Source organism: Paraburkholderia acidicola, from assembly GCF_002362315.1.
Lineage (GTDB): Bacteria > Pseudomonadota > Gammaproteobacteria > Burkholderiales > Burkholderiaceae > Paraburkholderia > Paraburkholderia acidicola.
In genome coordinates, this window is the sequence record NZ_MTZV01000002.1 from 191,727 (window position 1) to 214,043 (window position 22,317).

Annotated in this window: 20 protein-coding genes; 10 read left to right on the forward strand and 10 right to left on the reverse strand. The window is 63.0% G+C overall.

The features are described 5' to 3' along the window. Positions 1-85: 85 nt before the first annotated feature. Positions 86-1,420: an APC family permease gene (locus tag BWP39_RS02920; protein ID WP_096716874.1), complete on the forward strand. Its 1,335-nt coding sequence runs from the start codon at positions 86-88 to the stop codon at positions 1,418-1,420. A 34-nt stretch (positions 1,421-1,454) separates the two neighbouring features. On the opposite strand, the gene BWP39_RS02925 is transcribed toward BWP39_RS02920, so the two are convergent. Beyond that, positions 1,455-2,690: an NADH:flavin oxidoreductase/NADH oxidase family protein gene (locus BWP39_RS02925; RefSeq protein WP_096716875.1), complete on the reverse strand. Its 1,236-nt coding sequence runs from the start codon at positions 2,688-2,690 to the stop codon at positions 1,455-1,457. 68 nt (positions 2,691-2,758) lie between these two features. Here BWP39_RS02925 and BWP39_RS02930 point away from each other — a divergent pair, with 68 nt between their 5' ends. Further along, positions 2,759-3,250, forward strand: a complete 492-nt coding sequence (locus BWP39_RS02930; protein ID WP_096716876.1) for a MerR family transcriptional regulator — start codon at positions 2,759-2,761, stop codon at positions 3,248-3,250. A 42-nt stretch (positions 3,251-3,292) separates the two neighbouring features. On the opposite strand, the gene BWP39_RS02935 is transcribed toward BWP39_RS02930, so the two are convergent. Then, the gene (locus BWP39_RS02935) at positions 3,293-4,186 is read right to left on the reverse strand and encodes a metal-dependent hydrolase (RefSeq protein ID WP_096716877.1); all 894 of its coding nucleotides are present in this window, start codon (positions 4,184-4,186) and stop codon (positions 3,293-3,295) included. A gap of 48 nt (positions 4,187-4,234) precedes the next feature. After that, positions 4,235-5,173 carry an oxidoreductase gene (locus tag BWP39_RS02940; protein WP_096716878.1) on the reverse strand — a complete coding sequence of 313 codons (939 nt, stop codon included), beginning with the start codon at positions 5,171-5,173 and terminating at the stop codon, positions 4,235-4,237. A 112-nt stretch (positions 5,174-5,285) separates the two neighbouring features. Between BWP39_RS02940 and BWP39_RS31380 the strand changes: the two genes are divergently transcribed. Continuing rightward, on the forward strand, positions 5,286-6,320 hold the full coding sequence (locus BWP39_RS31380; RefSeq protein ID WP_170043826.1) for an AraC family transcriptional regulator: 1,035 nt from the start codon (positions 5,286-5,288) through the stop codon (positions 6,318-6,320). A 47-nt stretch (positions 6,321-6,367) separates the two neighbouring features. On the opposite strand, the gene BWP39_RS02950 is transcribed toward BWP39_RS31380, so the two are convergent. The 4 genes from BWP39_RS02950 to BWP39_RS02965 all read right to left on the reverse strand — a co-directional run bounded on the left by BWP39_RS02950 (position 6,368) and on the right by BWP39_RS02965 (position 10,158). After that, positions 6,368-7,849 (reverse strand): CHASE2 domain-containing protein, encoded by a 1,482-nt coding sequence (locus BWP39_RS02950; RefSeq protein WP_096716879.1) that lies wholly within the window; start codon positions 7,847-7,849, stop codon positions 6,368-6,370. A 54-nt stretch (positions 7,850-7,903) separates the two neighbouring features. Further along, positions 7,904-8,518: an OmpA family protein gene (locus BWP39_RS02955; RefSeq protein ID WP_096716880.1), complete on the reverse strand. Its 615-nt coding sequence runs from the start codon at positions 8,516-8,518 to the stop codon at positions 7,904-7,906. Beyond that, positions 8,515-8,982, reverse strand: a complete 468-nt coding sequence (locus BWP39_RS02960) for a FecR family protein (protein ID WP_096716881.1) — start codon at positions 8,980-8,982, stop codon at positions 8,515-8,517. Before BWP39_RS02960 ends, BWP39_RS02955 begins: the two co-directional genes overlap by 4 nt. Positions 8,983-9,264: 282 nt before the next feature. Next, positions 9,265-10,158 (reverse strand): LysR family transcriptional regulator, encoded by an 894-nt coding sequence (locus tag BWP39_RS02965; RefSeq protein ID WP_096716882.1) that lies wholly within the window; start codon positions 10,156-10,158, stop codon positions 9,265-9,267. A 104-nt stretch (positions 10,159-10,262) separates the two neighbouring features. On the opposite strand from BWP39_RS02965, the gene BWP39_RS02970 reads away from it, so the two are divergent. The 6 genes from BWP39_RS02970 to BWP39_RS02995 all read left to right on the forward strand — a co-directional run bounded on the left by BWP39_RS02970 (position 10,263) and on the right by BWP39_RS02995 (position 16,999). Beyond that, the gene (locus BWP39_RS02970; protein WP_096716883.1) at positions 10,263-11,045 is read left to right on the forward strand and encodes an HpcH/HpaI aldolase family protein; all 783 of its coding nucleotides are present in this window, start codon (positions 10,263-10,265) and stop codon (positions 11,043-11,045) included. Positions 11,046-11,113: 68 nt separating this feature from the next. After that, positions 11,114-11,992: an amidohydrolase family protein gene (locus tag BWP39_RS02975; protein ID WP_170043827.1), complete on the forward strand. Its 879-nt coding sequence runs from the start codon at positions 11,114-11,116 to the stop codon at positions 11,990-11,992. 52 nt (positions 11,993-12,044) lie between these two features. Beyond that, complete coding sequence (locus BWP39_RS02980) at positions 12,045-13,223, forward strand: DUF5624 domain-containing protein (protein WP_096716884.1); 1,179 nt, start codon at positions 12,045-12,047, stop codon at positions 13,221-13,223. Positions 13,224-13,314: 91 nt separating this feature from the next. Continuing rightward, positions 13,315-14,649 (forward strand): MFS transporter, encoded by a 1,335-nt coding sequence (locus BWP39_RS02985; protein WP_096716885.1) that lies wholly within the window; start codon positions 13,315-13,317, stop codon positions 14,647-14,649. Positions 14,650-14,653: 4 nt separating this feature from the next. After that, positions 14,654-15,763, forward strand: coding sequence for a hypothetical protein (locus BWP39_RS02990; protein ID WP_096718483.1), 1,110 nt, complete (start codon positions 14,654-14,656; stop codon positions 15,761-15,763). 132 nt (positions 15,764-15,895) lie between these two features. Further along, positions 15,896-16,999, forward strand: coding sequence for a porin (locus tag BWP39_RS02995; protein WP_096716886.1), 1,104 nt, complete (start codon positions 15,896-15,898; stop codon positions 16,997-16,999). 129 nt (positions 17,000-17,128) lie between these two features. Here the strand turns inward: BWP39_RS02995 and BWP39_RS03000 are convergent, their stop codons facing one another. Continuing rightward, on the reverse strand, positions 17,129-18,361 hold the full coding sequence (locus BWP39_RS03000; RefSeq protein WP_096716887.1) for a Rieske 2Fe-2S domain-containing protein: 1,233 nt from the start codon (positions 18,359-18,361) through the stop codon (positions 17,129-17,131). 257 nt (positions 18,362-18,618) lie between these two features. Between BWP39_RS03000 and BWP39_RS03005 the strand changes: the two genes are divergently transcribed. Further along, a complete protein-coding gene (locus tag BWP39_RS03005) occupies positions 18,619-19,146 on the forward strand; it encodes a GNAT family N-acetyltransferase (protein ID WP_096716888.1) in 528 nt (175 codons plus the stop codon). Between the two features lie 28 nt (positions 19,147-19,174). Here the strand turns inward: BWP39_RS03005 and hydA are convergent, their stop codons facing one another. Together hydA and BWP39_RS03015 are read right to left on the reverse strand one after the other, a co-directional pair. Further along, positions 19,175-20,641, reverse strand: coding sequence for a dihydropyrimidinase (gene hydA / locus BWP39_RS03010; RefSeq protein WP_096716889.1), 1,467 nt, complete (start codon positions 20,639-20,641; stop codon positions 19,175-19,177). 27 nt (positions 20,642-20,668) lie between these two features. Next, positions 20,669-22,180: an NCS1 family nucleobase:cation symporter-1 gene (locus BWP39_RS03015; RefSeq protein ID WP_096716890.1), complete on the reverse strand. Its 1,512-nt coding sequence runs from the start codon at positions 22,178-22,180 to the stop codon at positions 20,669-20,671. Positions 22,181-22,317 lie beyond the last annotated feature (137 nt).

Consider the following 22,317-nt stretch of genomic DNA (forward strand, 5'->3'; position numbering starts at 1 on the left):
ATTTCGGCCAACGCCGTACCATGCCCGCGCACAGCTCACGCTCCAGACGCGGTCGCTCAAGCCTGCACAGGGCCTCGGAGACATCATGCAAGACACGGAAGCTCAACCGCATCTGAAACGCACGCTCGGTCTGCCGTCCGTGCTGCTGTTCGGCCTCGCCTACATGGCGCCGCTGATCGTGTACGGCACCTACGGCGTGCTGGCCAAGGCCAGCGACGACACCGCCGCCCTCGCCTATCTGCTCGCACTGATCGCGATCGCGTTCACCGCGCTCAGCTACGGCAAGCTCGCGCGGCTCTATCCGGTGGCCGGTTCCGCGTACACGTACACGCGCAAAACCTTCAATGCGCATCTGGGCTTCATGATCGGCTGGGCGACGCTGCTTGATTATTTCTTCCTGCCGATGGTGATCTGGCTGATCGGTGCCGCGTACCTGAACGCCGCGTTTCCGACTGTGCCGACGTGGATCTGGATCGTCTCGTTCATCGTGCTGACCAGTGCGCTGAATATCGTCGGCATCGAACTGGCGGCGCGTTTCAACATCGTGCTGATGGTCGTACAGCTCGCGATCGTCGCGCTGTTCGTCGCGCTGTGCTGGCACTACGCCGCCGCAGCGGCGGGACCCGGTGGCATCGCGATGGCCGAACCGTTCTTCAAGGCACACGTCCCGCTCTCGTCGACGATGGCAGGTGCGGCCATTGCCGCGTATTCGTACCTCGGCTTCGACGCGGTCTCGACCTTGACCGAAGAAACCATCGATCCGAAGAAGAACATGCCGCGTGCGATTCTGCTTATCGCGTTGATTGGCGGCGCGATTTTCGTGGTCGCGTCGTACACGATGCAACTCGCGCATCCGGGCGTCGACTTCAAGGACACCGACTCGGCCGCGTTCGAAGTCGCGAAGACGATCGGCGGTGACATATTCGTCAGTGTGTTTCTTGCTGGACTGATTCTCGCGCAGTTCGCCTCCGGTATCTCCGCGCAGGCAAGTGTCGGGCGTCTGCTGTATGCGATGGGCCGCGACGAGATCCTGCCGAAGCGCATCTTCGGGTTCATCCATCCGCGCTTCAAGACACCGGCGATCAACATCGCGATTGCGGGGATCGTCGGTCTGATTGCGTTGAAGCTCGACGTTGCAACGTCGACGTCGTTCATCAACTTCGGCGCGTTCCTCGCGTTCACCGCCGTCAACGTGTGCGTGATCCGCATTTACCTGTCGGGCAATCACGGCGATCGGCGCATGGGTGTGATTGGCGGGCTGCTGTTTCCGCTGATCGGCGCGATTGCCGATCTGTGGCTGCTCGTTAGCCTGGAGAAGACCGCGCTCGTGCTTGGCGCGATCTGGTTTGCACTTGGCCTCGTGTACCTGTGCTGGATCACGCGTCTGTTCCGTCAGCCGCCACCGGAAGTGGTGATCTGACGGACTTCGTCTGAGAATCGTGTGAGGCCCGGACTTACGCGCGCGCCTGGCTCCAGCGTCGATAGCGACGCGTGAGCTGGCGCGTGCGCAACTGGTCGATCACCAGCGTAAACGCCGCCGAATACGATTGCGGCGACAACCGCCCCGCCCCGAGCGCCCGCAGCCGGCGCTTGACGAGCGCCATGCTGGCCAGCGCCGCCAGCACCTTATCTTTCCAGCCGACCTGCTGGTTCACCGTGGTGTGATCGCCACCCGCCTGCCAGCGGGCAGGCAGATCGGGCGCCAGCGCCAGCGCGGTCGCCATGCCCGCGACGGCGACACCGTTTGCAATCACGTCTTCGGCAACTGCGCGCCGGCGGATGCCGCCGGTCGTCATCACTGGCATCGTCGCCACTGCCGCCAGTTCCTTTGCGAACGTGAGGAAGTACGCTTCACGCGCAAGCGTGCGGCCATCCGCAGTACGTCCCTGCATGGCGGGACTTTCATAGCTGCCGCCCGACAACTCGACGAGATCGACCTGCATTTCGTTCAGCCACAGGATCACCTGCTTCGCGTCGTCCTCGGAGAATCCGCCGCGCTGGAAATCCGCGGAATTCAGCTTCACGCTGACACAGAACGTCGGCGCCACGCGCTGGCGCACCGCCCGCACGACCTCCAGCAGCAGACGCGCGCGATTGGCGAGACTCCCGCCCCACGCATCGGTGCGCCGGTTGGTGAGCGGCGACAGAAACTGCGAGATCAGATAGCCATGAGCCGCGTGAATTTCAACGCCGGTGAAGCCTGCCCGTTCGGCCGCCGCGGCGGTCGCTGCAAAGCGTTCGATGATCTCCTGGATCTGCGCTTCGTTCATCGCCTGCGGTTGCGCGAAGCGCTTGCTGTACTTGCCCAGTTCGAGCGCCACCGCCGACGGCGCCCATGCGGTTCCGCCCATATCGGCATTCACCTGACGGCCCGGATGATTGATCTGCATCCACACATGGCCGCCTTTGCGGCGCGCGACACGCGCCCATTCCTCGAACGGCGCGAGCGGCGTGTCCGCTTCGAGCACGATGCCGCCGGGTCCGGTCAGCGCGCGTCCATCGATCATCACATTGCCCGTGATGATCAGCCCGGAACCGCCGTCGGCCCATGCGCCGTACAGTCGATACAGTGCCGAGCCGGGAAGCTGTCCGGCAGCGGCCATGTTTTCTTCCATCGCCGCCTTGGCGATGCGGTTGGGCAAGGTAGCCCCGTTCGGTAAACGGAGCGGCGTGAATAAAGATGTCGTCATGTCAGCACACATACAAAAGATGAGATGACGCTATACTAAGATTCAAGTCAACTTGAAGGTCAAGCGCCATGAAAATCGGTGAACTGGCAGCAAAAACGGGGCTGGCCGCATCTGCGATCCGTTACTACGAGCAAAGCGGGCTGCTGCCGGAACCGGTGCGCGGCGCCAATGGGTATCGCGACTACGCGGATACGGCGCTCGAGCGCCTGCGTCTGATCCAGATCGCGCAGAGCCTCGGTTTTTCGCTTGAGCGGCTGCGTTGTGCGTTTGCCAATCAGCAGGATCTGTCTAAAGAGGATCTGCTGCACGGGGTCGATATGCGGCTCGGGGAGATCGGGGAGTTGATGGCTACGCTGCGCGCGCAGCGTGATGAATTGCGCAAGCTGCGCAAAACGCTGACTGACACCTGGGAAGCGGGTAAATGCGTCGATACGGGGCAGCTTGCGGATGATGTGGCTGGAGTTCCGGCTAGTCTTCCGCGCAAGCAATCGAAGCAGCGTAAACAGCCAGCGCAGCGGCCGCTGCACCCGCTGGGGCGCAACGGGCACGTACCTGCCTAGAGCCGTCCGGGTGGCTGCGTCACTGAAATCGCCGTTGCACATTTATCCCGCGTCGGTATGCGCGATCGAAAGCGTCCGGCGTTCGCTATTGGCAGCAACAATCCCCTCGATGCGCGACAGGTGATGGCGATTGTCATGGTCCCACGGATGAAAACCCGGCCGGAAGAAACCCAGCCACTGTCCCGCAATGCGCGGAAATACGCCATGGCGCGGGCCGTAGAGAAACTTGATCACCCGCCACATGCCACGCACGCGATGGTCGGCATACCGGTCGGAGCGGATCAACTGGGTATGAAGCAGGAACACGACGGGCCAGAACGTCAGTGTCGTCAGCAGAAACACACCGACGCGCATCAGATAGCGCGCGGGTCCCGGTTTGATCACGGCTTCCCACACGTCGAACGATACGGCCTTGTGCTCGGTCTCCTCGAGCGAATGCCAGAGCCACACCTGCCTGTAGCCCTCCTCTGATCCTTCCAGGCAAACCGGATCGTCAAGCATCAGGCCCGCAAGCATCGCCGTGTAATGCTCGACTGCAACGGTATGGGCAAGCTGCATCCAGTGCGGCAGCACCCGCTTCATCCAGCCCGTCACCGCCCACATCTGTCTGTCGAGCTTTCGCGTGGGCAGACCGTGCTCCTGCAGCAGCTCGTTGTATTCGACGTGTTCGCGGCTATGCATCGCTTCCTGGCCGATGAAACCGAGCACCTGCTTCTTGAGCACCGGGTCATCGATCCGGTCGCGGTAGTGGCGCACGGCATCCATGAAGTACCGCTCGCCCGCCGGGAACATCAGCGACAGCGCATTGAAGAAGTGCGAGACCTGCGTACCTTGTCCGTGCCAGTTTTTCGCGCGTTCGACCGGAAGATTGAAGTGCATGTCGCGACGCACGGGTATCACGGACACCGTGGCCGGTTGAGTGATGGCAGCGTTCATTCACGTCTCCCGCGGCGCCCGGAACTGGCGTACGTTGGTATCCATGGCTCAGTACCTGACATCGGCACTGCGCTCCGACAACGCCCAGAACTCAGCGGCTCGTCGGCCATCCGATGCCTTCTCGGGAATTCGCGCCCGGGTTGGATAGCCGCGCTGTTCCATCCACCCATCAGGACCGATGTACTCGCCGTTCGCTGCACGTGACGCGGTCGCGGCATATAACGCCGACAGCGCACCCATGCGAGCGTGCTGTGCGAGCACTGCGTTGGACACTCGCATCGCCAGGCGGCGCACACCCGCTTTGATCGGCGAACGCATCTTGTTCGCCGCGCCGAACTGCAGATTCGTCGCCGCATATCCCGGATGCGCAGCCAGGCTTATTACGCGGGAGCCGCCCTTCTCAAGCCGCCTTGCCAACTCACAGGAAAATGCCAGATTCGCCAGTTTCGAATTGGAATAGGCGTGAAAACTGGACGTTCGCTCGTTGCCATGCAGGTTATCCGTCGGCAACCTTCCGAATCGTGCGAACCCACTACTCGTCGTGACGACGCGCGCTCCATCCGTGCGCTCGAGGCGTTCCAGCAACAGCCCCGTCAAAAGAAAATGTCCGAGGTGATTGCTTGCCATATGAATATCGAAGCCATCATCCGTGCGCTCGTACGGTAGAAACATCACCCCGGCGTTGTTGATCAGCAGGTCCAGCCGCGATTGATCATTTATTACGCGCTTCGCACAAGCCCGAACGCTGGCCAGACTCGATAGATCGAGTGGCACCTGCGAGATACGCGCGTCCGGTACGCTCGATCGAATGGCGTTCGCAGCTTGAATCGCTTTCGTGTTGTCCCGACAAGCCATGATCACATGTGCGCCATGTGTCGCGAGCTGCAACGCAATGTGCCAACCGAGGCCGCTATTCGCCCCGGTCACCAATGCGACTTTTCCCCGTAGTTCCGGTATCTGGTTTGCGTCCCACCGAACCTCATTCATTGCGCGTCTCCGCATGGTGCATCGATGCGCCAATGATGAGGAATTCCGTCGGTGGTGCGTGAGCAGCGTTCGTGCCAAAATACTTGTCATTTTGTGCCAACGCGAGACAGGCATGACAATCCAGATTGCACCCGGAGCAAGTACGACGACGGCGGCCTATCCCCGCCTTTTGATGCAGATCGTTCGGGAACGAGGCTGCGACGTCGACGGTTTGCTGGAGGGTGTGGGCCTGAAAATGGCACAGCTCGAATACGAAGACGCGCGCGTGTCCGTCACACAATATGCAGCTATCGCCCACGCGGCGATGCAGTGCTGCGAAGACGAAGGCCTGGGTTACGAGCTGGCGATGCGAACGCCTCCCACAGCACACGGACCATTAGGGCTGGCGATGATGAGTTCCGAGACCTGCGGCGATGCATTGGCGCTCGCATTGAAGTACATGGCGCTCATGCAGGGACGTGCGACATTTGATTACTCGCAGGATGAATCGTTTGCCTACTTGCGACCCAACATCACTGCGCTACCCATACCGCTGCCTCTGCGCCGCTTTTTTTCCGAAGCACTGATGGGAGGACTGGTTCGCTCTGCTGCCTGGCTCCTGGGTCGCGAAAAGATCGACGAAGGTGAGCTATGGCTAAACTATGCAGAGCCACCCTACTTCGCGAAATACGCCACACAGCTGCCAGTGGTTAAACACAACGCGCCGTTTTTGCAGTTTTGCACGCCGGTAGCGACACTTCTGCGCAAGCTCCCACTAGCAGACTCAGCCACCCGCGCACGAGCGATAGCGCAGTGCGAGTACGAGATTACATTGCTCGGGATGGATGGCGGTAATTTCACCGCTCGTGTACGTACCCTGCTGCGCGCAGAGTCAGGACACTATCCAACAGCTGACGAAGTTGCCGCGCAATTACACCTGTCGCGACGAACCTTCAAACGCCGGCTCTCGGAACTAGGTACGAGCTTCCGGCTATTGCTCGAAGATGCGCGACGATTTGATGCCATCACCTTGCTTTATAAGGACCACCTTTCGCTTGAGCGCATCGCCGCGGAACTTGGGTATGGCGATCCAGCCAATTTCACGCGCGCATTCAAGCGCTGGACAGGCAAAACGCCTAGCGCGTTTCGGGAAGCGATACCCCGTTAACGGACTACACGACGTTGGTCTTGCACACCGGCTCCGGCCTCCGGAGGCTAGTCAGCCGCGTTGCTGCCCGTGCGGACGTCATCCTGCGCCGTGTGGGCCTGGCTGTCGTCAGGCTGGTTTCGCGTCTCCTGGGCCAGCACCGAGATGGAGAAAAAGCTGCCGATAACCGCGGAAAGAATGATGAAGGCCGACGTCGCATCGGCCAGCAGGTTGAAATACTTGAACAACACCATGCAGACGGAAAGCGTCAGCAGATTCAGCGACAGGCCGAGTAGCGCGGACGCCTTCGGCACCGTGTTGACGAATAACGCGATTCGCGAGTCGGAGTGCGGCACGTACCAGACGAGCAGCAGGCCGAACCCGACGATGAAGCCGATTTCCGCCCATTGAAGCCAGATTGGCCTGCTCAGGAGCCGGCCTTCGAAGATCGTTTCGATACACTGTGCCTGGATTTCGATGCCGGGCACCAGCTCGCCCAGCGCTGTGGTGCGCGTGTCGGTCAGGCCGGTGCCTGTCAGCCCCACCAGCACCAGCTTGTTGCGAAAGCGCGTCGCATTGACCTTGCCTTGCAGGACATCGCTTGCCGACACATAGCGTTGCTGGGTCGCCTGGATCGATGCGAAATATAGCCAGATGTCGCCGTCGGGCTGCGTGGGAACCCGCAGGTCCCCGACACCCACCGCCTGCACGCCGGACCCGTCCGCATATACGTTCACCGCGGGAGCGCCGATGGCAACGCGCAGCATCTCGATCGGCAGGCCGGGAACCATCTTGTCACCGAGACCCATGATGAGCGGAATCCGGCGCACTGTGCCCTGGTCCTGGGCCACGTTCAGCATCGCCTGGCCGTGCGCCGCGCCCTGCAGCTCTGACAGGCTCGCCAGCACGTACTGAAAGCGCTGCATCTTGCCGGTCGGGTCCGGGCCATGCACGAGGATCGGCGTGCTCAGCAGATCAGTACTGGTTGTGGATGTGGCGTGATCGAAAGCAGCCGCGCCGAGGATGGACGGCGCCGCGCGCAACGAAGTGGCAAGAATGCGCTCGTGACTCGGCAATGTCCGCAACTGGGTGGCGATGTCCGCCGCCGAGGGCGGCAGATTGTCGGCCACCCTCGCCGGTGAGGTTTGATCGAGTTCCGGCATGTAGATGTCGAGGCCGATCGCAAGCGGTTTCTGTGCGGCGATCGCGTCGACGAGGGTAGCCAGCCGGTTGCGCGGCCACGGCCATTGACCGACGGCTTCCAGCGTCTTGTCGTCGATTTCGACAACGATCACCGGCTGCGTCGTCGGTACGCGCGGGAAACGGCGCTGGTAGTGGTCGAACAGCAGTTGCCGCGCCGAACCGAAGGCGTCCGGCAGCACACCGTTGAACGTATTGAGAAAGGCGGGACGCGGCACATTGATCGGCCACTCGCCGCACAGGTCGAGCAGGACCAGGGTGAACAGCACGACGAGCGCCCAGGGCCGCCCTTTGTGCGCTCTGAGCATGCGTCTGATGAAGATGAGCCCGGTGTTCAGATAGCGCTTCATGTCGACGGCGGAAAAGAGGCGACGATCACGCGGGGCGGTGCGCCATGGTCCGGCTCACTGAATGGTAATCACGACACGGCGGTTCACCTGGCTCGGCACGCCGTCTGCCGTGCGCACGATCGGCTCGCGCTTGCCGCGTCCGGCGGTTTCGATTTGCCGCGCGGGTATGCCGGCCTGGATGAGGAGTGCGGCGACAGTCTGCGCGCGGCGCATCGAGAGCCTGTCGTTGAACTCTACGGAACCCGGCGAATCGGTATGACCGACCACCGTGAGGTGGGGAGCGGGCCACGTTGCCAGCGCGGTCTTCAGCTGCGTGACCGTGGCCGCCGAATCCGGGGCCAGCTGGGTAGCGGAGTCGAACAGAAAGTTGATCGTGAACGTCATGGGGCGCGGGGGGCGCGCGGCAAGCAGATCGCCGTAGCGTTCCTGCACGTCGGACGGGTTCCCCGCGGTCACTTCGATCGCGCCGTTCTTCGCAACACTGGCCTGCGCATAGGCGGTGTCGATCACCTGCGTGTTGTTGATGCTCTTGACGACGACAGCGCCGACACTGCCCCCCGGATCCGGTAACAAGGTGATCTTGTCCGGCGTCGAGCTGCACGCGCAAAGGCAGGTTGCGATGATTAACGCCGCCGGTCTCGACCAGTCGCTCCAGATGGGCGCTTTCAACGCCCGCTCCCGCTTTCGCCGCCGACTTCGATAATGAATTCAGTGCCGCGCACGCCCAGCGTAGTGGTCGGCGTGCTGTAGCGCACCGATTCAGGGTTCGCCTTTGCGAGCTCGCCATCCACGACGGCGAGCGAGCCGCGCCGGATGGTGGCGTCGAGCGTCCCCTGGTAGGTGGTGGTGTTGAATGCGAACTTGTTGAGTTCGAGTACGGAGTTGGAGCCTTCGGAGAGCAGCGTGTTATCGCGCAGTGTGATGCCGACGGAGGAGGCGGGACCCGTCACGACGCGGTCGCTGCCGAACACATCGCTGCCAATCGCAGCATCCATGTTCTGCCCGGTGCGCTCGATATGTACCGCCCCTTTGACGGTCTTGACCGTGCCGATCGATTCGGCGGCATAGGTAGTCGCAACGAGCGGGCACCCGCATACGAGAAGCAAGACACATTTGATGGCTTGACTATGCATGGGCGACCACCGTAGTGATGAGTTACTCGTCAGTTCCACCGTGCCGCGTTGCAGCCCGGCCCTTGAAGCGTGCGTCGCGAGAGGGCTCTTCTCAGAGTGCCTAAGGCGAGGTTGTGTTGAACGACGTTGTCGAAAGTCGGTGTATAAGCGTCGGCAGCAACCCGAAACCTGTAACAGCATAGTATTTGACTGAATAGAACGCCAGCACAAGCATTTCGGCAGGCCTGGCGCTTTTTCACCGTCGATCGTTCTATCAATGAATGGCCGCAGATCGATACCGCCCTACTGCACCGTTTGTGCCAGCTCCGCAAACTGCACCGCCCGCGAATTCGCATCCCCCCGCCGATGCGCGATATAGAGCGTAGCGGTCGTATCGCTATCCGCCAGTTCACGAAACACAACGCCCGGCACAGAGATAGCCCGTAGCGACGCCGGCACCAGCGCCACCCCAAGCCCTGTCGCCGTCAAACCAATCAACGTCGACGCCTGCTGCGCCTCCTGCACGATATCGGGCGTGAAGCCGCGCTTCTCGCACAGCGCAAGCGTCTGCGAAAACAGCGCGACACCGGCCTGGCGCGGGTACGCAATAAACGGCTCGCCACGCAGATCGGCAATACACACCGTGCGCTTCTTCGCGAGCCGATGACCCGCATGCACCGCAAGCAGCAGCGGCTCCTCGAGCAGCGGCGCGAGCACCAGGTCCTGTGCAGGAGCAGGCACTTCCGGTGGCAACCGCAACAACCCGACATCGAGTTCACGCGTATCGAGCGCTTCGATCTGCTGTAGCGACGACAGCTCGCGCAACACGATCTGCACACCAGGGCGACTCGTTCGGTACGCGTGAATCAGCCGTGGAAAAAACGGCGACAGCGACGACGCATTCGTGAACCCCACCCGCAAGCGACCCACCTGACCACTCACCGTCTGCCAGACATTTTCTTTCGCCATCTCGAGGCGCGCGAGCACACCGCGCACATCGTCGAACAGCGAGAGCCCCGCTTCGGTCAGCGCGACCGTGCGGCGCGTGCGATGAAACAACCGCGCGCCGAGTTCGGTCTCCAGCGACTGGATCGCGAGACTCAGCGGCGCCTGCGTGATGCCGAGCCGTTCGGCGCTGCGCCTGAAATGCAGTTCTTCGGCGAGAACCGCGAAATACTCGAGATGCCGGAGATTCATTGATTTTTTCTCCAAATCAATAAACTGGTTTTAGAGAATAAATCAAATCTGTTTTCGGGGCGATACTGGTTCGCACCGATAACACGAAACACGATGGAGACACGATGAACGGCATCGAACTCACCGAACGGCTGCGCGCGGGTGAACCAGTCTATGCACTCGGCATTCGCGCATCGCGCACGACCGACGTGATTCGCTGGGCAAAGGTCGCGGGCTATCACACGGTCTGGATCGACATGGAACACAGCACGCTGCCCGTCGACACCGTCGCGCAGATGTGCGGATGCGCGCTCGACATCGGTCTGTCGCCGTGGGTACGCGTGCCGGAACGCGACTACGGCACGATCAATCGGGTGCTCGACGGCGGTGCGCTCGGCATCATCGTGCCGCGCGTCGAAACCGCAGACCAGGCACGCGATGCGGTCACCGCGACACGCTTCCCGCCGTTCGGCCAGCGCTCGCAACTCGCCACCCTCCCCTACGTCCATTTCGAAAAGCTACACGCACGCGAACTGAACCAGCGCCTGAACGAGGCCACCGCGGTCCAGGTGCTGATCGAAAGCCGCGCTGGTGTGGACGCCGCCGACGCGATCGCCGCGGTCCCCGGCGTCGACGTGATCGGTCTGGGCTGCAACGACCTCAGCGCCGATCTCGGCCATGCAGGCGAATCGACGCATCCCGAGGTCGTCGACGCGTGCCGTCGCGTGATGGCTGCTGCGCATCGGCACGGCAAGGTCGCACTGGTCGGCGGCATGCCCGATGGCGAAGCGCTTACCACGCTGCGCCGTGAGGGCGCGGTGCGCTACATCTTCGCGGGCATCGACACGGACCTGTTTCTCGGCGCGTTGCGGCAACGTATCGACAGCAGTCGCGCTGCGCTTTCCTGACGCAGCGTGTACGACTGCATCGTTACTCCCTCATCATTCAATCGAACCAAGCGATCTACTCACTCGTCATGGCAGAAACCCCACTGATCTCCACACCGATGCGCGACCCCGCTACGCTGTCGCGCCCCGCCTTCGCAATGCCCGCTCACGCCTGCGACGCGCATATGCACGTCTTCGGACCGCTCGACCAGTACCCCTGCGTCGCGCATCCGCATTACACCTTGCCCGACGGCGCGCTCGCGCATTATCTGAAGCTGATGGACGTGCTTGCACTCGAGCGCTTCGTGATCGTGCAACCGAGCTTCTACGGCACCGACAACCGCTGTCTGCTCGACACGCTGCAGGTCGCCGGCCCGGGCGCACGCGGTGTCGTGATGATCGAAGAAGACACCGACGACGCAACCCTGGCCCGCTTTCACGCAGCCGGTGTGCGCGCCGTGCGTCTCGATCTGTTCGCGCGCTCGAATCAACCCACCGCGGAAATCCAGCGCTACATCTCGCGGATGGCGCAGCGTTGCGCCGGCCTCGGCTGGCATCTGCAGTTCTATGCGCCGGGTTGGGTCGTGCGCAACCTGATTCCGTTTCTCGGCGACGTCGAAACCGACTTCGTCATCGATCACATGGGCTACATGCTCGAGGAAGACGGCCTCACGCCCGCCGACTTCGAACGCCTGCTCGCGTTGCTGAAAACCGGTAGTTGCTGGCTGAAACTAAGCGCGCCCTATCGGATTGCGAAGCACCGCGGTTACGATGCGGTAGCGCCGATGGCGCGCGGCATCATCGAGGCTGCGCCGCACAAGGTGATCTGGGGTTCCGACTGGCCGCACATTCCCGATTCGACGCGCGACAGCGGTGAGTTGCTGAATCTGCTCGGCGCATGGACCGCCGATCCTGCCGTGCACAAGATGATCCTCGCCGACAATCCGGCGCGGCTGTTCGATTACTGAGCAACCACTGAGCAACCCACATCCACTTACTCCAGGGACCGGGCAAACAGCAATGACCTATCAACCGAATGCGGCATTTGCGGGCCTGTTCCGTGCATTCACGTCGGACCCGGCCAGCATCGGCAACCAGCTCACGCAGCAGATGAACGAGCGGGATGCCGATGCGCCGCTGCTCGTATCGACTGGTTCGGACATCGTGCTGTTTCCAGGCGCGGGCCGCGCCCCGCTGATCGAAAGTTTTCGCAAGTCGACGCGCGGCTTTATCGAGCTGACCGCGGTATCGCATCTGCCGCTGGCGCTCGCCTACCTGGCACGCATGCGCGAACTCGCCGCACCGGCCACGCGCGACGCCGCCGACAGCAGTTGGCGCCAGGCCGCCGCGCAACTCGCCGTGCATGCGGCACACGTACGCGCAGCGAATTCGGTTGAACTCTGGCGCGACGACATCACCGTGCACAGCCTTGCGGGACAGGAAACGAAGCTCACCGCTCTGGTCGACTACACGTGCGCCGTATCGATCGAGATGCTCGAGCGCGCGCAGCGCGAACCGGACCTGATGACCTTCGACGCACTACGCGACCGCTACTTCGCACCGCTCGACGAACACGCGCTGCCGGTGCCGATGAACGACGTGATGTTCGCGACCTTCGGGCTCGCGTTCCTGGACATCGTCTACCGGATCGGCAACTGGTTGCGCGAGCAATCACTCGACTGGAGCCGCACGATGGTGCTCGTTAGCGGTCGCTCGGGACGGCCGACCGCGGGCGCCACGTGGGCCTCGAACAACATGTGTCATCTGATCTGGCGTGCATCGGGCCGCGCGCTGCCGCCCGAGCGGTTGTTCATTGCGCCGCACGCGCCGTCGTTCTCGGTGGCCGAACTGCCGGACGCCGCCGGTCTCGCGGCACTCGAACAGACCTATCGCACGCTATGGCAAAACACGCGTGCGAGCATCGATGTGGCGCGCGAGCTGTTCCCCGATCACGAGGGCTATCGTTTCGAACCAACCGCCGCCGAGAGCATGCCGCGGTTCGCCGCTCCCGACGATCGCCATGCGATGAGCGCACGTCTGCGTCGCATCATGGAGGACCCGGCGCAACTGCTGTCGAACTGCGTCGCGGACCTGATCATCGACCAGTTGCACGACAACGGTAACCGGCCCGCCGACGTGACGATTCCCGGCTTCACGCACGTTCGCTATCCGGAGATTCCGGAGGTCTCACCGCACTGACGCACGTGATCACACACGACCCCGCACCATACCAGCACGCAGGGCGACGCAGCCGGTCGACATAGAAAGCCCGCCACGGAGACGCATCACCATGACCCATTTCGACGCAGCATCGCTGAACCCGCGCAGTGCAGCACCGGCCCTGCCGACCGCAACGGTCGTGCGGATCACGCTGGTCTGCTTCGCGGTATCGATGATCGACGGATTCGACACGCTGATGCTGTCGTTCGTCGCGCCGCTACTCGCGCATTCGCTGCAGATCGATCACGCGGCGCTCGGCCGGGTGTTTGGTGCGGGCTTTGTCGGCACGGTGCTCGGTTCGCTGATTGCCGGTCCGCTCGCCGACCGCTTCGGGCGCCGCCCGATGCTGCTGTTGGCGCTCGCCGTCACGGGTTTCTTTACGCTGGCGTGTGCGTTCGCCGGTTCGGCAACGTCGCTTGCGACGCTGCGTTTTCTCGGCGGGCTCGGGATGGGCGGCGCGATTCCGGCGGTCGCCGCGATCACCGCGGAGAGCAGCGCTTCACAGCGCCGCTCGTCGCTGGTCATCCTGATGTTTATCGGCTTTCCGCTCGGTGCAGTGGTAGGTGGTGCGATCACCGCGGCGCTGATGATGCGCTTCGGCTGGCCCTTCGTGTTTCTGATGGGCGGCACCTGCGCACTCGCCGCGATCGTGCCGGTGTTGCTCGTGATTCCGTCGACCACCGCCGCACGCGCCGATGCTGCCGCGCCCTCCGCGCAGCGCAGTCTTGCGGGCCGCGCATTCGGTTCGTTCGTCGGCGATCTGCTCGCGGATGGCCGACTCGCACCGACGCTCGCGCTCTGGTTCGGCTTGCTGGCGAGCATGATACTGACCGGCTTTCTCGTTAACTTCATGCCGACCATCCTCAACCTCAACGGCATCACACCGGATCGCGCCGCATTGGGCGCGGTGGTCCTGAACCTGGGCGCGATCGTCGGTGCGTTGCTGATTTCGGCCGTCGTCGGACGCATCGGACCGTTCGTGCCGGTCATCATTTCGTTCGCATGCGGCGCCGTGGTGGTGTTCGCGCTGGGCCGTGTGATCGGTGCGGGCAATGCGGCGTTCGGCGTGCTGTTTTTCGCCGGCGCATGTCTTGTCGGCGGTCAGCTGACGATGCCCGCCATCGCGAGCCGGTTGTACCCGACGCCGGTTCGCGGCTCCGGCATCGGCTGGACGATGGCGATCGGGCGGATGGGATCGATCATCGGACCGCTGGTCGGCGGCATCCTGCTCGCACAGAAACTGCCGCTCGAACAGATCTTCGTGATCGCCGCGCTGCTTGCCGTCTGTGCCTCACTCGGCATCGCACTCGTCGCCGCGTGGCGGCCACGCGAGGACATTGATACGCGCGCACCGGCAGCCCCGTTCACCATCACCCACGCAGAGCCGGGCAATGGAAAGTCTTGAGTCAATGGCAACCTCGACAGCAACGGCGTCGCGCCTGCTCGCTCCGGTACAAACGCTCGCGACAAGTGGCGCGCGCGCCGTCGAGACCTTCACGATCGACGGCACGTTGCACCTCGCGATACCGCAGCTCGCGCTCGACATTCCCGGCCAGCCGGCCGCGATGAATGGCGGCGACAGCGACACGGACGCGCTGATCTATCGCTGGGAAGCCGGCCGCTTTGTCGAAGCCGCAACGCTGCCGCTACCGGGCGGTGAAGACGTCGAATTCTTCACGCTCGGCACGCGCCATTTTCTGGCGACCTGTGGCGTGCGTTCCGGCCGCGGTCCGTACTCGCTCGATACCGAAGCGGTGCTGTACGAACACGACGGCACGCAGTGGCAACCGTTTCAGCGCTTTGCCGTTTTCGCGGCCAAGCAGTGGCGCTTCTTCACGCTCGGTGCGCGGCACTTTCTCGCGTTGGCGCAGGGTGTGACCGTTGAAGGTGTCGTGCCGCGCCATCCGCGCGAATCGTATCTGTTCGAATGGGATGGCGAACGCTTCGTGCCATTCCAAAGGTTCGATGGACGCTGGGGTTACAACTGGGCGTTCGCTCGCTTCGGTGCACAGCATCTGCTCGCGTATGCGGATCACGTGGACGGCTCGCTGATCTACCGCTGGACGGGCGAGCGCTTCGAGCCGCTGCAACGCTTCGATCAAACCGGCGGTCGCGCATTCTGCTTCTTCGAGGACGCAGGCACGCTGTGGATGGTCTACGCGAACCTGACCGGCACGACCTGCCTGTACCGGTTCGACGGTACGCAGTTCGAGCCGGTGCAGACACTCGGCGAGGCCGGCGGACGCGAGCTGAAACTCATCGACGGCGCGCACGGCCGCTACCTCGTGCGTGTGTGTTTTATCACCGGCACACCATACGATCCGCATACCTCACTGACTTCGCAGATCTATCGCTGGAACGGCAACGGCTTCGATCTCGCCGACACCTTTCCGACCACCGGCGGCACCGACGCCGCGACGTTCGTCGCCGACGGTCAGCGTTATCTGCTCGTTAGCAACAGCTTGAGCGCGGAAGTACGCTTCCGCGCGGATACGGTGCTGTACCGGTTCGACGGTTGACCCAGAGGCGCGCGTCAATGTGCGCCCGCTTCGCCCGCTTCACGCAGTTTCTCGACGCTCTGCAAAAAATCCCTCGCCGAAGGGAGGGGCGTCGTTTTGCCAGAAAAAATTCAAACTCAAGGAGACGACACGATGAAGAAGATGCTTGTTTGCAGTGCGTTGTTCGCCGCATGCGCAGGTCAGACGGCTCACGCGCAGAGCAGCGTGACGATGTACGGGATCATCGACGCGGGGCTCACGTATTTCAGCAACCTGAATGGTCACTCGGCGTTTGTTGCGAACGACGGCTCGATCCAGTCCAACCGCTGGGGCCTGACAGGTACCGAAGATCTCGGCGGCGGAACGCGGGCGATCTTCACGCTCGAAAACGGCTTTAACCTGTACAGCGGCACGATGGTGCAGTCGGGCGTGCTGTTTAGCCGCCAGGCCTGGCTCGGCCTCGCCGATAACCGGCGCGGCACGCTGACGTTCGGCAAGCAGTACGACTTCTTCTGGGACAACCTCACGCAGTTCGCGATGGGCCAGTATGCCGGCCAGTACTCGTGGCACCCCGGCGACTTCGATCACCTCGCCGGTACGCTGCATATCAACAACGCGGTGAAGTATCGCTCGCCGAGCTTTTACGGCTTCACGGTGGGCGCGTTGTATGCGTTTCCGTCGCAGTCGGTATCGGCGGGCACGGGGCGCGTGATGGCGTTTGGCGCGCGCTATGACAACGGCCCGCTGCATATCGGTCTCGCGTACACCAATACCCACGACATGGGGCTGAACGCGCCGACCCAGGCCGGCACCACTCTGTTTGCGGACCTGCCCGCCGCGCCTGTCCTCGTGACGAACATGAGCACGTTCGGTGCGGGTGCGAGTTATACCTATGGCATCTCGCTCACGCGCATCCTGTTCACGGACACCCACTTCCGGGTTCGCGACGACAACGGCTCGATGCCGACTTACGAAATCAACGAAGTGTTGCAGCTCACGCCCGCCACGACCCTCCTTGCCGGCTACTGGTACAGCAAGCTCGAGGATCAGCGCTGGCAGAACGCGACGCTGCTGCTCGACTATGCACTGTCGAAGCGCACCGATATCTATACGAGCGCGACGTATCTGCGTGTCTCGGGCGGTGCGGCGCCGGTGTTTCTCGGCGGGGGTGCGGCGCCGGTGTTCGTCAATGGTAATTACGTGGGCACGGGCAATTCGTCGACCGCGGTGCGCGTTGGGATTCGTACGCGATTCTGAGCGGGATGGAGCGGGAGGTTCTGCAGGAGGGATGAGCGCAGCGCACGGAGTCGTCGTGCGCTGCGCTATGGGTTTCGTGCCGGGCTTCGTGGACTTTGCGGGCCCGCCCGTGTTGCTCGCCTATGGCGGCTATTCGTCGGTGGCTTGCAGCGCTTCGGTTGCTGTAGCAGCCGTACGTAGAACCGGTCTCGCGCCCGCTTCATGCTGGGTCTGCGTGACGACCTCGATCGGAATGCGTCGATGGTACGGCCCGGTCGGCGCAGCAGCGCGTTCCGCAACGCCGCTTTCCCGCAGCAGCGAGCGCAGTTCGTTGATCACCGGAAACACTTCGTGATTCCAGTCGGCGCCCTGGCGATCATGCGCTTCCTGCTCGCGCTCGACGATCCAGCGGTCTTCCTTGAAGATGCGTTCGGTGAACCACACGAGCAGCGGCCACGCGATATCGAGCAGCACACCGACGCCCGGCCGGCGTATGGAGAGCAACCCGAACGTGCGATTCGTGCGCTGTTCGGCATCGAGCGGCACATAGACGATCCACAGATCCATCACGACCGTCTTCGACGAGTTAACGATGCGCAACGTCTGGTACGGATACTCGGTGCGGATCGTCATCACGTCCTTGTCGTTACCCGACGCACCCTGCCGGCTCTGACCGAAGATGATCGCCTCGCCAACCGGCTGCTGGCCTTCCATCCGCGCGAACGTGTAATCGACTTCGACCCAGCCTTCGCCGCGCCGCCGCCCGAGCGAGCGCGCGCGCATCTGCCCCATCTGCTTGCGATGCAGGAACTGATGGTTCATGTCCATCAGGTTCTCGTGCATGAACGAGTAATGGCACGCGACTTCGCGGCCGAAGCGGCGTGTCTTGTACTTGGGATCGCTGGCGGCGTTCATCACGGGAAGCGCAACGGTATCGGCCAGTGCGGCGTTGCCAGGGAAGACGAAGATCAGTCCTTCCACTTCGCGGCACGGATATGAGCGCACGCCGTTCGGCAGACGCTCGCGCCCGAGGTAAGGGACGTCGATACAGCGACCGGTGCAGTCGTAGGTCCAGCCGTGATAGCAGCAGCGAATCGATTCGCCGTCGACCACGCCGCCGTGCAGCGGCACCTGACGGTGCGCGCAGCGGTCTTCGAGGGCGAACACGGCGCCGGATTCGGTGCGCACGAGCACGATCGGTTCACCAGCGAAGCGCACGCCATGCGCCTTGCCGCGCTTGACTTCACGCGACCAGGCCAGCGGGTACCAGAAATCGGGGTGAATATCGACCCGGCGCAGATCGCGCTCGAGGGCGTCTGAGGTTTCAGGGGCTGCAGGGGCGGAACCGACTGCACTGCTTTCCAGCGGGGGGACTGCATGCACGGGTAAGGCCTCCTTGCATGACGGGGAGCTGGGTTGGCCGAACCCATGAACGGAATGTCAACATCGCCGCACAGTTTACTCGAACCTTGCGACACCATGGGCCTGGGGTCGATACCGGGTCGGGGCGGACATTGCAGGCCAGCCAGCAATTTCTGGACCTTCAGCCGATAATCCACCTGCGGGTGCCTCAAGTACTGTCAGCACAGGAGTCAATACCCGCTTGCACCCCGTTGTACTCGATAGATCCGAACCTGCACATGGAAAGACATACCGCCCGGCTGCGCCTGAGAAAACCGTCGCTCGACGACGCCGCCACCGTGCTCGCGATCTTCAGCGATCCGGCAACCAGCCGTTTCAATCCAGCTGGACCGATGCGCGATATCGGCGCGGCGCGGGCGCGTCTCGACGCATGGCTCGCGCACTGGGACGAGTATGGATTCGGCTACTGGGCCATTCATGAAACCAACGCGCCCGATACCGTGATCGGCTTTGGTGGTTTGCTCTGGCGACCGTTGCGCGGTTACACGGGGCGGCTGCAACTCGGTTACCGGTTCGCCACGGCCGCCTGGGGCCGCGGCCTCGCCACCGAATTTGCGCAGGACGCGATCGACTTCGCCCATCGCAAGGTATCTGCCGATGTGCTGGCCGTCGTCTCGCCGGGCAACGCCGCATCGATCCGTGTGCTCGAAAAAGCCGGCATGCGCCAGATCGGCGACATCAACGACATCAGCGGGCAGCCGCCGAGCCTCGTGTTCAAGGCGGCCCGTGTGACTGCGTCACCTTAGACGACACAGCCACGACAACGCGACGATTTCACCCCGCTTGCCGCTCGCGCACCACCGGTTCGACTTCCTTGCGCCGGTTAGCCACGCGCACCGCATCGAAATACGCCGGGTTCGGCGGCCGCTTCAGATAACGACCCGCACCGCGCTGCGCACGCAGATCGCCGTCGGCCCACGCGAGTTCGCCGCGCGTCACGGTATGCGTTGCGAGCCCCTGTACCTGCATCCCTTCGAACACGTTGAAGTCGACGTTCTGGTGGTGCGTCTTGACCGAGATCGTCTTTGTCGCCTGCGGGTCCCATACGACGATGTCCGCGTCCGAACCCTCTTCGATTGCGCCTTTGCGCGGATAGAGATTGAAGATCTGCGCGGCGTTCGTCGACGTTACGCGGACGAACTCGTTCGGTGTCAGGCGGCCTGCATTGACGCCGTGATGCCAGAGCACCGACATGCGGTCCTCGACACCGCCACAGCCGTTTGGAATCCGCGTGAAATCGTCGCGACCCATCGCCTTCTGAGACGCACAGAACACGCAGTGATCGGTGGCCGTGGTGTGCAGGTGACCGGCCTGCAAGCCGTGCCACAACGCATCGCGATGCTCCTTCGAGCGAAACGGCGGGCTCATCACGTGGGCTGCCGCGCGGGTCCAGTCGGGATCGCGATACACCGCTTCGTCGATCACCAGATGCCCGGCGAGCACTTCGCCGAACACGCGATGCCCTTCGCTGCGAGCACGCACGATCGCATCGAGTGCATCCTTCGCCGACACGTGCACGATATAGACCGGCACGCCGAGCACCTGGGCAATGCGGATCGCACGGTTCGCCGCTTCGCCTTCCACCTCAGGCGGCCGCGACAACGGATGCGCCTCCGGTCCGGTAAAACCACGCGCAAGCAGTTCGTTCTGCAGGCGGAAAACAAGTTCGCCGTTTTCAGCGTGGACGGTCGGCAGCGCGCCGAGTTCCAGCGAACGCGCGAAGCTGTTCACGAGAATGCCGTCGTCGGCCATGATCGCGTTCTTGTACGCCATGAAGTGCTTGAAGCTCGACACACCGTGTTCATGCACGAGCGTGCCCATGTCGCGATGCACCGACTCGTCCCACCACGTCACCGCGACGTGAAAGCCGTAGTCCGCAGCGGCCTTCTCCGCCCAACCGCGCCACTCGTTGAAGGCGGCCATCAGTGGCTGGTGCGGCGACGGAATCACGAAATCGATGATGCTCGTCGTACCGCCCGAGAGACCCGCGGCGGTGCCGGTATAGAAGTCGTCGCTAGCCTTCGTGCCCATGAACGGCAACTCCATGTGCGTGTGCGGATCGATGCCGCCGGGCATCACATACTGGCCGCCCGCATCGATCACCGTGGCACCCGCGGGCGCCGCGAGGTCGGGACCGATCTGTGCGATCGTGCCGCCCGCCGCACTGCCGTGACACAGGACGTCTGCGCGCCACGTGCGGTTGGCGTCCACTACGGTACCGCCACGAATGAGGATTGCCATGTTGCTGTCTCCTGGTTCCTGTTTCAATCAAGCGCGCGCAATGCGCGTACTCCCGCTGCCCGCGAACTTCATCCAGAAGCCGTACACGAGTGCCGCGAGCGCAAGCCCGACGAACCATGCATACGTATAGACGCTTTTGAACGCATCGGGCACATTCGGAAACGCCGCCGGAAACGCGGTGTTCAGAAAGCCCGGCAGGTTCGGCAACACGCCGATTACGAGCGCAGCCACCGCCGCAATGTTCCAGCCGCCCACATACGCATATTCGCCGTGCTCGTCGAACAGTTCACGATGATCGAGCCGCGTACCGCGAATCAGGAAGTAATCGACCATCATGATGCCCGCCACCGGTCCGAGCAGCGCCGAGTACCCAACCAGCCATGTGAAGATGTAGCCCTGCGTGGTGGCGAGGATCTTCCACGGCATCATCACGATCGCGATCGTCGCGGTGATCATCCCGCCTGCGCGATACGAAATGCCCTTGGGCCACAGGCTCGAAAAGTCGTATGCCGGGCCAACCAGGTTGGCCGCGAGATTGCAGCACATCGTGTCGAGCGTCAGGATAACCAGCGCGAGACCGACGCCGATGCCGGTCATGCGGCTCGTCAGATCGATCGGATCCCAGATCGCCTTGCCGTAGATCACCACAGTCGCCGACGTGACCACCACTGAAATTACCGACAGCAGCGCCATCGGCAGCGGCAAGCCAATTGCCTGGCCGACCATCTGGTCGCGCTGCGTTTTGGCGAAGCGCGTGAAGTCGGGAATATTCAGCGCGAGCGTCGCCCAGAACCCAACCATCGCTGTGAGGCTCGGCCAGAACGTGACCCAGAACATCCCGGCCTTTTTGCCACCGGCGTCGAACTGCGACGGCGTGGACAGCATCGAACCAACGCCGCCCGCCTTCGAAGTCGCCCACCACACCAGTGCGATACACATCACGACCTTGATCGGCGCGGACCAGCTTTCGAGCCAGCGGATCGAGTCGGTACCGTTGACGATGAAATAGATCTGCAGCGCCCAGAAAGCGAGAAAGCACGCGGCCTGGCCAATCGAGATGTCGATCAACGGAAGTGCCGCGCCCTGCAATGCGTTGCCAGTCAGAATGTTGAGCAACGTATAGATCGCGCTACCGCCAAGCCAGGTCTGAATGCCGTACCAGCCGCACGCGACGATCGCGCGCAACAACGCCGGCAGTTTTGCGCCCTGCGTGCCGAACGACGAACGCACGAGCACTGCGTAGGGAATGCCGTGTTTCGCGCCTGCGTGACCAATCAGCAGCATCGGTACGAGCACGATCAGGTTGCCGAGCAGCACGGTCGCCACCGCCTGCCAGGGCGACATGCCCTGCTCGGTCAAACCCGAGGCCAGCATGTACGACGCGATGTTCATCACCATGCCGACCCACAGCGCCGCGAAGTGATACCACCGCCACGTGCGTTGCGCGCTACCGGTTGGCGCAAGGTCGTCGTTGTAGAGCGCACTGCTGTGAACGTCTGCCTGCAGCGGCGAAGCGCCGGTTCCCGCGGACTGATTCATTGAAGGTTCTCCAATCGTCGAAAGGCTGGCGCGTCGTCGTCGCGATGCATCCAGGGTGCACGTGCTGCGCGTTCATCGCCGGTCTGGGTGCCGGTTCTTTTGTTGTCTCTGCGGCCTGGTGCAGCTTGTTCGTCACT